General features: G+C 71.3%; 9 protein-coding genes. 3 read left to right on the forward strand and 6 right to left on the reverse strand.

Annotation, left to right across the window (positions count from 1 at the left end; translation table 11 throughout):
• From G3573_RS14640 to G3573_RS14665, 6 genes are all read right to left on the reverse strand, one after another.
• Positions 1–1,506: glycosyltransferase family A protein (locus tag G3573_RS14640; RefSeq protein ID WP_163261981.1), on the reverse strand; the 1,506-nt coding region annotated here is incomplete at its 3' end.
• Between the two features lie 78 nt (positions 1,507–1,584).
• Complete coding sequence (gene pgl, locus G3573_RS14645) at positions 1,585–2,280, reverse strand: 6-phosphogluconolactonase (RefSeq protein ID WP_163261982.1); 696 nt, start codon at positions 2,278–2,280, stop codon at positions 1,585–1,587.
• The gene (gene zwf, locus G3573_RS14650; protein WP_163261983.1) at positions 2,277–3,716 is read right to left on the reverse strand and encodes a glucose-6-phosphate dehydrogenase; all 1,440 of its coding nucleotides are present in this window, start codon (positions 3,714–3,716) and stop codon (positions 2,277–2,279) included. The genes pgl and zwf overlap by 4 nt, the downstream gene beginning before the upstream one ends.
• Positions 3,713–4,885: an N-acetylglucosamine-6-phosphate deacetylase gene (gene nagA, locus G3573_RS14655; RefSeq protein WP_163261984.1), complete on the reverse strand. Its 1,173-nt coding sequence runs from the start codon at positions 4,883–4,885 to the stop codon at positions 3,713–3,715. Before nagA ends, zwf begins: the two co-directional genes overlap by 4 nt.
• Positions 4,885–5,928 (reverse strand): SIS domain-containing protein, encoded by a 1,044-nt coding sequence (locus G3573_RS14660; RefSeq protein WP_163261985.1) that lies wholly within the window; start codon positions 5,926–5,928, stop codon positions 4,885–4,887. The genes nagA and G3573_RS14660 overlap by 1 nt, the downstream gene beginning before the upstream one ends.
• Before the next feature lie 10 nt (positions 5,929–5,938).
• A complete protein-coding gene (locus G3573_RS14665; RefSeq protein ID WP_163261986.1) occupies positions 5,939–6,682 on the reverse strand; it encodes a GntR family transcriptional regulator in 744 nt (247 codons plus the stop codon).
• A gap of 288 nt (positions 6,683–6,970) precedes the next feature.
• Between G3573_RS14665 and G3573_RS14670 the strand changes: the two genes are divergently transcribed.
• From G3573_RS14670 to G3573_RS22570, 3 genes are all read left to right on the forward strand, one after another.
• Complete coding sequence (locus G3573_RS14670) at positions 6,971–9,712, forward strand: TonB-dependent receptor (protein ID WP_163261987.1); 2,742 nt, start codon at positions 6,971–6,973, stop codon at positions 9,710–9,712.
• 155 nt (positions 9,713–9,867) lie between these two features.
• Positions 9,868–12,240: a family 20 glycosylhydrolase gene (locus tag G3573_RS14675; RefSeq protein WP_163261988.1), complete on the forward strand. Its 2,373-nt coding sequence runs from the start codon at positions 9,868–9,870 to the stop codon at positions 12,238–12,240.
• 19 nt (positions 12,241–12,259) lie between these two features.
• A partial coding sequence (locus tag G3573_RS22570) for a glucose PTS transporter subunit IIA (protein WP_163261989.1) occupies positions 12,260–13,346 on the forward strand: 1,087 nt, incomplete at its 3' end.

The raw sequence follows: 13,346 nt of genomic DNA on the forward strand, positions 1-13,346 counted from the left end.
GGCCGGACCCGAGGCCGCCCGCCCGGCCGCCTTGAGCGCGTCGCCCATCCGCCGCTTCAGCCCGCCCGGCGTGGGCAGGCCGCCGACCGCGGCCAGCGGCACGCGCATCGCCGCGCTGGCCCAGAAGCCCGGACGCGAAAGCGTGCGGTTGATCTGGAAATAGTACCCGCGGTGGAAGAAGCGGATCAGGATGTCGGCCAGGTCGCGCGCCGGCATCGGGCCGAACAGAGGCAGGCGCAGCAGGCCGACCGGGGCGGAGCCGGAGGACATGCGCAGCTGCACGGCGTCCACGCCCGGCGGGTGCGGAATGTCGGGCAGGGGGTTCAGCAGGTCGATCGGCACCGACAGGGTGGAGCCGACCTGCAGCGGTTCGCGGTCGTCGTGCTCGCGCGCGACCCGCTCCTCCAGGGCGTAGCGCAGGATCTGCGCCAGGCCGAGGCGACCGGCGTCGTCCTGCAGCCGCTGGAACAGGGGCTCGAGCGCCGGCCCCAGCTTGCCCCATTCGCGCGCGACCTGGGTCTTGGGCACCCGTCCGCCGGTCCGCACCGCGTCGAACATGCATTCGATCGCGCCTTCCAGGTGCACGTAGACGTCGATCAGGCGCAGATCGAGGCCTTCGAACACGCCCAGCGGGTCGCGGCCGACCCCGGCCTCCAGCGCCGCGCACCAGATGGCGTAGAGCGTCAGGCGGAAGGCGTCGTCCTCCCAGACGTCGCCTGCGTCAGCCGGCGCGGCGGGCGGATTGCGCTCCAGCACGGCCAGGGCGTCGCGCAGCATCTGCACCCCGTTCATCGAGGCCGAGCCCGCGCGCATGCGGTAGTAGGAGATCGCCTCGGGCACGCGCACGAAGGCCGCGCCGGAGAAGGCGATCTTGCGCTGCAGGTCCCAGTCCTCGCTGGTCTTCAGCCGGGTGTCGAAGCCGCCGAGCTCGCGCACCAGCCGCCGCGAGGCCAGCACGTGGATGGCGATCTGGTTCTGGTGGCGCAGCATGGCCGGCGGATCGGCCGCCAGCTTCTCGGGGCAGTGGAACGGATCGCAGACCCCGTCCGGGGCCACGCGCGTGACCGACGGATAGGCCAGGCCGGCGTCGGGGCGGGCCTCGGCGGCGGTGACCAGGTATTGCAGCGCGTCCGGGTGCAGCCAGTCGTCCGCGTCCAGGAAGAACAGCCAGGGCGCGCGCGCGTGTTCTATGCCGGTGTTACGCGCCGCCGAGACGCCGCCGTTGGCCTGGCGCACCAGCCGCACGCGCGGATCGCGCTCCGTCCAGCGCACGGCCACCTCGCCGGTGGAGTCGGTTGAGCCGTCGTCGATCACCACCGCTTCCCAGTCGCAGAGCGTCTGGGCGACCAGGCTCTCCAGGGTCTCGTCCAGGGTGGTGGCGGCGTTGTAGGCGGGAATGATCACCGAGACGCGCGACGGGTCGGCGTCAGGCGCCTCGGCCGGCGGGCTCAGGGTGTCCACGGCGGCTTCCCCCGCCGCGCCCGCTCCGGTGACGATCCTGGCCATCCCTGCTCCCGCTGCTGTCCAGCTTCGACAACTCGGGCTCGATCCGGCGGGTTCCGCCTAAGTAGATATCGTGGATTGTCAGGGCGCCCAGCAGGCCCACACGGGGGTCTGGTCCTGGCGCAGCAGGGCGCGCACCGGCGCCTCGGCCGGATCGCCGCCGGCGAGCGCGCGGCGATAGGCCTGCAGCTTATCCTCGCCCCGGAACCACAGGACGATCAGGCGCGAGGCCAGCAGGGCCGGCACGGTCAGCGACAGCCGCTCCGGCCGTCCCGCGGCGCTGGGCGCGTTGACCGCGCAGACCAGGCCCGCGGTGTCGAGCCCGCCCGCCAGCCCCTCGGCCCCCGGCACCAGGGAGGCGACGTGGCCGTCGACGCCCATGCCCAGCAGGCAGACGTCGAAGGGACGCGGCAGGGCTGCAAGCGCGGCCTCGCGGTCGATGCAGGCGGCCTCCGGCGTCGCGTGGGCGGTCTTCAGCGGGGTCAGCACGGCGGCGGCGGCCGCGCCGACCAGCAGGCGCTCGCGCACCAGCCGCTCGTTGCTGGCCGGATCGGTGGGTTCGACCCAGCGGTCGTCGGAGAGCGCCACGCTCACGCGGCGCCAGGGCGCGGTCCGGCGGCTGAGCGCGTCATACAGGCCGCCGGGCGTGGTGCCGCCGGTGGCCACGAAGCTGGCGGCGCCGCGCGCGGCCACGCCGGCGGTCAGCCGTTCGGCGATCTCGTCCGCGAGCACCGCGGTCGCGCCGTCCGCATGGGCGAAGAAGCGTTCGGTGATCATTCGTACCAGCTGTGCCCGTTGCGTTCGGTCAGGGCGAAGGCGGCCGAGGGCCCCCAGGCGCCGGCGGGGTAGGGACTGGGCGGCGGCCCGAACTGGGCCCAACCGTCGACCACCGCGTCGATCCAGCCCCAGGCGACTTCCGCCTCGTCGCGACGGACGAACAGGGTCGGGTTGTCGTTCAGCGCCTCCAGCAACAGCCGCTCGTAGGCGATGCGCCGACGGGTCTGGCCGCGGAAGGCTTCCGACAGGCTGAGGTTCAGGGCCAGCGGCTTCAGCTTGACACCCGCCTGGTCGAGGCTCGGCGTCTTGTTCATCAGCAGCAGCGAGATCTCTTCCTCCGGCTGCAGGCGGATGGTCAGCCGGTTGTCCAGCAGGTCCCCGGTCGGGAAGATCGAGTGCGGCACCTGGCGGAACTGGATGACGATCTGCGAGCTGCGCGTCGGCAGCCGCTTGCCGGTGCGCAGGTAGAACGGCACCCCCGCCCAGCGCCAGTTGTCCACGTGCGCGCACAAGGCCACGAAGGTGTCGGTGCCGCTGGGCCGACCGGCCTCCTCGGCGTAGCCCGGCACGGCGGCGCCGTCGACGACGCCCCGGCCGTACTGGCCGCGCACGGTCTTGCGCTCGACGTCGCGACCGGCGATCGGGCGCAGCGAGCGCAGCACCTTCACCTTCTCGTTGCGCACCGAGTCCGGGTCCAGGTCCGACGGCGGCTCCATGGCCACCAGGCACAGCAGCTGCAGCAGGTGGTTCTGCACCATGTCGCGCACGGCGCCGTAGTCGTCGTAGTAGGCGGACCGGCCCTCGACCCCGACCGTCTCGGAGACGGTGATCTGCACGTGGTCGATGGAGACCTTGTTCCAGAGCGGCTCGAACAGGGCGTTGGCGAAGCGGAGCGCCAGCAGGTTCTGGACGGCTTCCTTGCCGAGGTAGTGGTCGACCCGGAAGATCCGGTCCTCGCTGAAGGCGGAAGCCAGAGCCTCATTGGTCTCGCGGCAGGAGGCCAGGTCGCGGCCCAGCGGCTTCTCGACCACGATGCGGCTGCGCCCGCCGGTCAGGCCGGCGCGGGCCAGGTTGCGGGCGATCGGGCCGTACAGGCTGGGCGAGGTCGACAGGTAGAAGATCCGCTCGCGCGTGCCCTCCAGCCGCGCGGCCAGCCGGATGTACATTTCCGGTCCCGTGGCGTCGCCGGCGCAGTAGCCGAGCCGCCGGCGCAGGCGCTCCCACGCCTCCTCCGAGAACCGGTCTTCAGTGCGCTGGCGCACGGCCGCCTCGACCTGGGCGGCGAAGGCGGCTTCCGACAGCTCCGGCTTGGAGCAGGCCAGCACCGTCAGGTCGTCGGGCAGCAGGCCGTCCGCCTCGAGATTGTAGAGCGAGGGAAACAGCATGCGCAGGGCGAGATCGCCCGTAGCGCCGAACAGGACGACGGCGCGGCTCATGAACGGACGCGGGCCGCCTCTGCGGGGGCGGTGTCGGAGGCCGCCCGGCCGCCGATCCAGGTGTCGATCACCTCGAACTCGGGGCTCAGCAGCACCAGGTCGGCGCGGCGACCCGAGGCGATCTCCCCCAGGTCGCGTTCAAGCCCCAGGAAGGCGGCCGGCGCGCGCGCGGCCATGCGCAGGGCGTCCTCCAGCGGCAAGCCCAGCATGGCTGTGGCGTTGCGCACGGCCGAGGCCATGTCGAGGTCCGAGCCGGACAGCACGCCGGCCTGGTCGACGCACACCCCGTCGCGCACGCGGATGGTGCGGCCCTGCAGCTGGAAGGTCTTCGGCCCGCCGACGCTGGGCATGGCGTCGGTGACCAGCATGAAGCGATCGCGGCGCTTGGCCTTCAGCGCCACGCGCAGGGTGACGGCGGCGACGTGGCGGCCGTCGACGATGATCCCGCAGAAGCTGTCTTCGTCGTCCAGCGCCGCGCCGACCACGCCGGGTTCGCGGCTGCCCAGCTGGGACATGGCGTTGAACAGGTGGGTGAAGCCGCGCGCGCCGGCGTCGAGCGCCGCCCGAGCCTGGACGTAGCGGGCGTCGGTGTGGCCCAGCGCGACGACCACGCCCGCGTCGGCGAGCCGGCGGATCAGAGCCGCGGGGGCGGCTTCCGGCGCGAGCGTGATCATCACCTTGCCGCGGCGGGGCGCGGTCAGCAGCGCGCAGGCCGTCTCGTCCAGCACGCGGAATTTGCTGTCGTCGTGGGTCCCCCGGCGCCGGGCGCTGAGGAATGGGCCTTCCAGGTGGACGCCCAGCACGCCCGGCACGCCGGCCTCGATGGCGGCGTCGACCGCGTCCAGGGCCTGGGCGACCTTGTCGAGGTCGTCGGAGATCAGGGTCGGCAGGAAGCCGGTGGTGCCGAACCGGCGGTGGGCCGCGCCGATGGCGCGGATGGTCTCGACCGAGGGCGCGTCGTTGAACAGCACCCCGCCGCCGCCGTTGACCTGCACGTCGACGAAGCCGGGCGCCAGCAGGGCGCCGCGCAGGTCGCGCCGCGGCGTGGAGGCCGGCAGGTCGGCGGCCGGCACGACGCCGCTGATCCGCTCGCCCTGCAGCACCACGGCGCAGCCGTCGACCAGGCCCTGGGGCGTCAGCACGCGCGCGTTGACGAGGGCTGTGGCCATCAGAAGGTCTCGGTCACCTTGGCCAGGTGTGGCGGCCGGTCGGGATCGAAGCCGCGCGCCACCGAAAGCGCGTTGGCCATGCGATAGAAGCTCTGCACGCGCAGCAGCGGCTCCAGCGCCGGATGGCCGCTGATCGTCGGCAGCACCAGCGCGCCGGGCGCCTCGACCCCGGCGGCGATCACCTCGGCCCCGCGCGCGGCGAATTCGGCGGCCAGGGCGGCGACGCCCTCGCGGGTCTCGTCGTCCTGCGCCAGGGCCAGCACCGGGAAGCCCGGCTGCACCAGCGCCATGGGCCCGTGCTTGACCTCCGCGGCGCTGAACGCCTCGGCGTGCAGGCCGCAGGTCTCCTTGAACTTCAGCGCCGCTTCCTGGGCGACGCCGAAACCGAGGCCGCGCCCGACCACGTACAGGTCGCGCGCGTCGACCAGGCGCTCGACGGCCGGGCTCCAGTCCAGCGCCCAGGCCCGGGCCAGCGCGTCGGGCAAGTCGGTCAGGGCGCGCTCCAGCGCTTCGTCGCCGGCCCAGGCGGCGACCACGCCGGCGATGGCCGACAGCGAGGCGATATAGGACTTGGTCGCCGCGACGCTCAGCTCCGGCCCGGCCTTCAGCGGCACGACCGCGTCGGCCAGCTCGGCCAGGGGCGAATCCTCGACATTGACCAGGGCGGCGACGAAGGCGCCGGCCTTCTTCGCCTGTTCGGCCCCGGCCAGCAGGTCGGGGCTCTTGCCGGACTGCGAAATGGCCAGGAACAGCGCGCCGTCCAGCTTGGGCTCGGCGGCGTAGACGGAGGCGATCGACGGCGCGGCCGAGGCGGTCGGCACGCCGGTGCGGGTCTCGATCAGGTACTTGGCGTAGGTGGCGGCGTGGTCGGACGAGCCGCGCGCGCAGGTGACCACCACGCGGGGCTGCAGCTCGCGCAGGCGCGCGCCCAACCGGGCGGCGGCGCCGTCGGCCAGCTGGCCGGCGACCACGCGCGACGCCTCGGCGGCCTCCGCGAACATGCGGGTCGCTTCGGGCTTCAGCGTCGGGGCCATGGCGTTCATTCCGCGCGCCTCAGGACAGGTCGTTCAGTTCGGCGACGAAGTCGTAGGTGTCGCCGCGGTAGTAGGACTGCGAGAACTCCACCGTGCGGCCGTCCTTCAGGAAGCCGCGGCGTTCGACCAGCAGGCCCGCGTCGTTGGCGCGCGCGCCCAGGAGGTCGGCCTGCTCGGAGGTGAACAGCACGGCCCGCAGGCGCTGCAGGGCGCGCCGCGGCCGGTAGCCGGTGCGCTCCAGCGCCTGGTAGAGCGAGGTGTCGACCGCCTCCAGCGAGGGCAGGGCGAAGGCCGGGATGGTCGCGTACTCCAGCGACATCGGCGCGCCGTCGGCATAGCGGATGCGGTTGAAGCGGTAGACCGGCGCGCCCGGCGAGAGGCCGAGCGTCAGAGACTCTTCCGGCGTGACCGTGCCTTCCGAGCGGCGCAGCCACACGCTGTGCGGCGTGCGCCCGCGCTGGGCCATGTCCTCCGAGAAGGAGGTGATCTTGGCGAAGTTCTTCTCGACCCGGGCGTTGACGAAGGTGCCCGCGCCCTGGCGGCGCGTCAGCAGCCCCTCGTCGACCAGGCCGTCCAGGGCCTTGCGCACGGTGATCCGTGACACCGAGAAGTCCTCGGCCAGGTCGCGTTCGGCCGGCAGGGCGTCCTCCGGACCGATCATCCGCTGATCGATCGCGTCGCGCAGCGCCCGCTGCAGCTGCTGGTACAGCGGCAGGCGGCTTTCGCTGTCGAGCGGGCCGATGAGAGCGGAAAGCGTGGCCACAAGCGGACTCCTGGGTCGCGGAACGGCGATTCGCGAGCTTAACCGTTAAGGCGGCGACGCGGCGCAGTACCAATCCCATACCAATTTGCTTGTGGTCTTGCGTCAAGCCTTTTCGCCACACCCATGCTGAAATTGTGACGGAAGCTTGACAGCGAGAATGGCTAAGGCAATTGGTATTGCATTGGCCTTGAATTGGTTCGCTATCGGTTCGGGCTGAAGGGGGGAGCCGCGGCTAGGCCGCGATCCAGAAAATTAGAGGCGGCGAACGTCGCCACAGGGGAGGGGTTCATGGGTATCCGCAGGTCCATGTGGATCGCTTCGGCGAGCGCGCTGACGCTCGCCTTCGCCGCGCCCGCGTTCGCGCAGGAGCAGGCCAGCGATGTCGACGAAGTGGTCGTCACCGGTATTCGGGCGTCGCTGCAGCAGTCCTTGGACACCAAGCGCAACGCCGACGCCATCGTCGACTCGGTCACCGCCGAAGACATCGGCAAGTTCCCGAGCACCAACGTCGCCGAAGCCATCACCATCGTTCCGGGCGTGACCATCGACCGGGCCTTCGGCCAGGGCGAGCGGGTCAGCATCCTGGGCACCGACCCGGCGCTCAACCGCACCCTGCTGAACGGCCAGACCGTCGCGTCGGCCGACTGGTTCATCCTCGATCAGCCGGGCCGGACCTTCAACTACGCCCTGCTGGCGCCGCAGATCGTCGGCCGCGTCGACGTCTACAAGTCGCCGGAAGCCCGCATCGACGAAGGCAGCATCGGCGGCACGGTGATCGTCAACACCCGCGAGCCGCTGGACCTGAAGGCGAACACGCTCTCGCTGGCCGCCGGCCGCCTGTACAACGACCGCTCCGAGCAGGGCGATTTCCAGGCTTCGGGCCTCTACAGCTGGCATAACGAAGGCCGCACGCTCGGCATCGTCGTGTCCGCCCAGCAGGCCAAGGACCAGCTGCGCCGCGACGGCCTCGAGGCCTACGGCACCATCCCGGCCAACTATTACGCCGGCGGCAGCCCGGACAACCCGGGCGCCAACTCGATCACCTCGGGCAACTGTACGGGCGCCTGCGCCACGACCCTGCTCGCCAACCCCAACGCCAAGGGCCTGAACTCGTTCGGCACGTCCTACTTCGAGCAGACCCGCGAGCGGACCACCTACACCGCCGGCATCCAGTGGCGGCCGATCGACAAGCTGGAGCTGTCGCTCGACTGGCTGAAGATCCACGCCGTCTACGACAACACCAACCAGTCGCTGTTCGCCTTCCAGGGCAACACCTGGAACAGCCTGAGCCGTCTGACCGGCCTCACCGTCGAGGACGGCGTCATCACCAGCGCCTCGTTCGACAACGCGCTCAGCGTGTTCGACGTGCAGTACCGCGAAGCGGAGATGAACTCCGACTCGCTGCACTTCAAAGGCGGCTGGACCGAAGACAACTGGGACCTCTCGGTCGAAGCCGGCACCACCGCCGCCGACGGCGGCACCAAGCGCCAGCTGTACGGGGAATTCCTGAACTGGGCCGACTACACGGTCGACTTCACCGGCGCGCCGGGCTCGCCGGGCACCCTGACCTACGGCAGCAACGTGCTGGGCGACGCGAACCAGTTCTCGTTCGACGGCGGCTGGGGCGACCCGTCCCACATCAATGACCCGGGCGCGCCGGGCTGGAACCCGGGCTGGGGCGGCAACATCGTCAAGAAGCCGACCACCGACGCTGAAGACTACGCCCAGGTCGACCTCGGCTTCGACCTCGACGGCGCGATCAAGCGCGTCCAGGTCGGCTACAAGTACCGCGACCACGAGACCACCCAGCAGATGTCGGGTGTCACCGTCTCGATCTACGGCAATCCCGACAGCGCCGCGATGTTCAACCCGCACCAGGTCGCCGGCAACTATCTGGACGGCTTCGGCGGCGTGAACAGCCAGATGTCGACCCGCTTCGTCATCGACGGGAAGGCCCTGGCCGACTACATCGCCAACGGCGACTACCTGCGCCCGTGGCAGGCCAATCCGACGCCGGGCACCTTCAACAACGCCGAATTCACCGCGCAGAACTGGGCGGTGGAGGAGAAGGTCAACGCCCTCTACGGCCAGGCCGACTTCGAATACGCCGGCTTCCGCGGCAACGTCGGCCTGCGCTACGTGAAGACCGAGTCCGACAGCGGCGGCTACGTCTGCGTCAACGTCACCCCGACCGGCTGCGGCACCACCGCGGCGGACTGGGACTGGCAGGTCCGCTCGAAGTCCTACGAGAACTTCCTGCCGAACCTGAACGTCGCCTACGACGCCACCGACGACATCGTGCTGCGCTTCTCGGCCGCCAAGGTCATCGCCCGGCCGAACTTCGCCGACATGTCGAACTACTTCTGGCTGGCGGACTCGATCCTGACCGGCGGCGGCGGCAACCCGGACCTGGATCCGTACGAGTCGGCCAACTTCGACGCCTCGGCCGAGTGGTACTTCGCCAAGGACGCCATCCTGGCCGGTTCGGTGTTCTACAAGGACATCAGCAACTACGTCCTGCAGAAGACCGCGCCTGAGGTGCACTTCAACCAGTTCCTGCACGCCAACGCGACGTACCAGATCAGCCGTCCGACCAACGCCGGTTCGGCCTCGATCAAGGGCTTCACCCTGGCCTACCAGCAGAACTACGCTTACGGCTTCGGCCTGCTGGCCAACTACACCTACGCCGACGGCAGCGCGGACAACGGGGCGGACCTGCCCTACAACTCCCGCCACCAGGTCAACATCAGCCCGTTCTACGAGAACGGCGACTTCTCGGCTCGCCTGACCTACAACTACCGGTCGAAGTACTTCACCGGCGTGGATCGCGGCGACCAGATGTATGTCCGCGCCTACCAGGGCCTGGACGCGACCGCCGGCTACAACATCACCGACAACATCAACCTGACGGTGTCGGCGATGAACCTGCTGGACAGCGAGTACTACGCCTACGCCAACACGGTGAACCTGCCGCGGGGCGTCTATCGTAGCGGTCGTCAGTTCATGACCACGCTGAACTTCAACTTCTAAAGCGTGCCGCCGGGCCCGCGCGTGAGCGCGGGCCCGGTTCTTTTCTTCTTCCCTCTGGGCAATCTTCGGCGGAGCGCCAGTCGCTCCGCTTCTTCTTCCGCGCCGGCCCGGGAATCGCCGAGGATCGCCGCGGTACAGCCGTCCAGGATCCTGCGATGCGTCAGACCTCTTCCTCGTCCGCCCGCGCCGTGGCGGCCCTCGCGAGCGTCGTCGCCCTCCTCGCCGGTTGCGCCCACGCTCCGCTGGCCCAGACGGCCCCCGCGCCCGCCGGCGCCGAAGCGGCGGCTTCGCCGTCCGCCCTCCTGCCCGCGCCGATGTCGGTCACCCCGGCCGCCGGCGCCTTCACTGTCCGCGACGGCACGGTCCTGGTCGTCCCGACCGGCGACGCCGGCGCCCGCGCGAGCGCCGACTATCTGAAAGATCTGCTGGCCCGCACCCGCGGCCTCGACCTGACCGTCCGCGAAGGCCGCGCGCCCGCCGGCGCCATCGTGCTTCGCCGCAGCGCCCAGGGCGCGCGCGAGGGCTACGACCTCGCCATTTCGCCGAAGGGCGTCGAGATTTCCGCCGCCGACGACGCGGGCCTGTTCTACGGCGCCGTCAGCCTGTGGGAGTTGCTGACCCAGACGGAAGGTCGCGCCGACGCCGTCACCCTGCAGGCCGCCAGCATCCACGACGCGCCGCGCTTCGCCTGGCGCGGCCTGATGCTGGACTCCGCGCGCCACTACCAGTCGCCGGAGTTCGTGAAGCGCTTCATCGACGTGATGGCGCTGCACAAGCTCAACACGCTGCACTGGCACCTGGTCGACGACCAGGCCTGGCGCCTCGAGATCAAGAAGTATCCGAAGCTGACCGAGGTCGCCGCCTGGCGTGTGCCGGCCGGCCAGGGGCCCGCCAACGACATCGACCCGGCCACCGGGCGCCCGCGCCTGTACGGCGGTTTCTACACCCAGGACCAGGTCCGCGAGATCGTCGCCTACGCGGCCGCGCGGCACGTCACCATCGTGCCCGAGATCGAGATGCCGGGCCACGCCACGGCGCCGATCACCGCCTATCCGGCGCTCGGCGTGGACGGCGAGGCGCCGACCACCGGCATGAGCGACTGGGGCGTCTATCCGAACCTCTACAATGTCGACGACGGCACCTTCGCCTTCCTTGAGGACGTGCTCAGCGAGGTCATCGAGCTGTTCCCCGGCGAATACGTCCACGTCGGCGGCGACGAGGCGGTCAAGGACCAGTGGAAGGCCTCGCCCCGCATCCAGGCGCAGATGAAGGCGCTGGGGATCAGCGACGAGCACGCCCTGCAGTCCTGGTTCGTCCAGCGCGTCGGCAAGTACCTCGACGCCCACGGCAAGCGCCTGATCGGCTGGGACGAGATCCTGGAAGGCGGCATCGCGCCGAACGCGACGATCATGTCCTGGCGCGGCGTCGACGGCGCGATCACCGCCGCCAAGGCCGGCCACGACGCGGTGCTGGCGCCGGCCCCGACGCTGTATTTCGACAACCGCCAGAGCGACTCCGGCGACGAGCCGCCCGGTCGCGGCAATCTGATCGACCTGAAGACGGTCTACGACTTCGACCCGGCCCCGGCCGCCCTGACGCCGGACCAGCAGGGCCACATCCTGGGCCTGCAGGCCAACCTGTGGACCGAGCACATCCGCTCCGAGGACCGCGCCGCCTACATGTTCTTCCCGCGCGCCGCCGCGGTGGCAGAACTGGGCTGGTCGGGCGCGGACAAGCGCGACTGGAACGGCTTCCTCGACCGGCTGGTCCCGCAGATGGGCCGCTACGAGGCGCTCGGGATCAACGCCTCGGACGCCGCCTGGGAGGTCCGCTTCACCGACGCCTTCGACCGTACGGCCGGGCGCGCGAGCGTGACCCTGGCCAACCAGGTCGGCCGCGGCCAGATCCGCTACACCCTCGACGGGTCCGAGCCGACCGAGGCCTCGGCGCTGTACGCCGGCCCGCTGGACCTGGCGCTGGGCGCGCGGGTGCGTGCGGCGACCTTTGAGGGCGGCCGACAGCTGTCCAAGCCGGTGGAGAAGACCTTCGACGCCCTGTCGGTGCGCCGCCGCCAGGACGACGAGCTGAAGACCTGCTCGGCCAAGCTGGTGCTGTCGCTGGACGACGACGGTCCGATGACCGGCCCGCGCGAGCCGCTGGTGATCGACATCATCGAGCCGTGCTGGAAGTGGGAAGGCGCGGACCTTTCCGACATCAAGGCGATCTCCGCCGCGGTCAGCTCGCTGCCGTTCAACTTCCAGATCGGCAAGGACCGCGACGCCATCAAGTTCCGCCCGCCCGCGACCCCCGAGGGCGAGCTGGAGGTTCGGCTGGACAGCTGCGAAGGCGAGCGCATCGCCGTCCTGCCGCTGAAGCCGGCCGTCGCCAGCGCCGGCGTCACCGAGCTGCCGCCCGCGCCGATCACGCCGCGTGCGGGCCGCCACGACCTGTGCATAACCTACACCGCAAAGAGCGTGGATCCGCTCTGGGCGATCGACTGGATCCAGCTCGTGCCCGCCACGCGCTGACCGCTCCGGAGTGAACCACGTGTCCAGCCTGATCCTCTCCGCTCCGCTCAAAGGTTGGGTCGCGCCGCTCTCGGAGGCGCCGGACGCGGTGTTCGCCGAGGGCATGATGGGCGACGGCCTGGCCATCGACCCGACCGGCTCGACCCTGCACGCGCCCTGCGACGGCGAGGTGGTGTCGGTGGCCCGCACCCGTCACGCCGTGACGCTCCGCGCCGCCAACGGCGCCGAGATCCTGATGCACGTCGGGCTGGAGACCGTGGCCCTGGGCGGCGAGGGCTTCGAGGCCCACGTCGCCGACGGCCAGGCGGTGAAGGCGGGCGATCCGCTGCTGTCCTTCGACCTCGACCTGCTGGCCCGCAAGGCCAAGAGCCTGCTGACCCCGGTGGTGATCACCAACGGCGAACTGTTTTCGGTGGCGCGCCGCGACGACGGGCGCGAGGGCGCGGTCGGCGACTTCCTGATGGAGCTGCGCCTGGCCTTGCCGGGCGCCGCCGAGGTCGCCGACACCCAAGGTCCCGAGGTCAGCCAGACCCTGGCCTGCCCTCTGCCGCACGGAATCCACGCCCGTCCCGCCGCGGCGCTCGGCGCCTGCGCGCGCCGGTTCGCGGCGGACGCGGCCATTTCGGCGAACGGCCGCCGCGCCGACGTGAAGAGCGTCGTGGCCCTGATGGCGCTTGGCGTGAAGGCGGGCGACGAGATCGTGGTGTCGGCGCGCGGCAGGGACGCCGGCGCGGCCGTGACCGCCCTCGTCGAACTGATCCGCTCGGGCATGGGCGAAGCCGCCCACGCCGCGCCGGTCGCCCCTGCGCCCACGGTGCAGGACGACGGCGATCCGAAGCGCGCCAAGGGCGTCACCGGCGTCCCGGGCCTGGCCGTCGGCCGCGCCGTCCGCTTCGTCCAGGCCGAGATCGCCGTGGCCGAAACGGGGCGGGGCGCGTCCCACGAACACGCCGAGCTGACCCGCGCCCGCGGCGTGGTGCGCCGCCGGCTGGAAGCCGCCGCGGCCGAAGGCGGGCGCGAGCGCGCCGACATTCTGGCCGCCCACCTGGCTCTGCTGGACGACCCGGCGCTGGTGGGCGAGGCGCAGGCCCGTATCGAGCGCGGCG

Origin of the sequence: Caulobacter sp. 17J65-9 (genome assembly GCF_010975005.1) — a bacterium.
Classification (GTDB): domain Bacteria; phylum Pseudomonadota; class Alphaproteobacteria; order Caulobacterales; family Caulobacteraceae; genus 17J80-11.

Excerpts from the sequence above, each read along its gene's own strand:
- G3573_RS14675 (WP_163261988.1), top strand. The coding sequence starts at position 9,868 with ATGCGTCAGACCTCTTCCTCGTCCGCCCGCGCCGTGGCGGCCCTCGCG.
- pgl (WP_163261982.1), bottom strand. The coding sequence starts at position 2,280 with ATGATCACCGAACGCTTCTTCGCCCATGCGGACGGCGCGACCGCGGTG.
- nagA (WP_163261984.1), bottom strand. The coding sequence starts at position 4,885 with ATGGCCACAGCCCTCGTCAACGCGCGCGTGCTGACGCCCCAGGGCCTG.
- zwf (WP_163261983.1), bottom strand. The coding sequence starts at position 3,716 with ATGAGCCGCGCCGTCGTCCTGTTCGGCGCTACGGGCGATCTCGCCCTG.
- G3573_RS14660 (WP_163261985.1), bottom strand. The coding sequence starts at position 5,928 with ATGAACGCCATGGCCCCGACGCTGAAGCCCGAAGCGACCCGCATGTTC.
- G3573_RS14670 (WP_163261987.1), top strand. The coding sequence starts at position 6,971 with ATGGGTATCCGCAGGTCCATGTGGATCGCTTCGGCGAGCGCGCTGACG.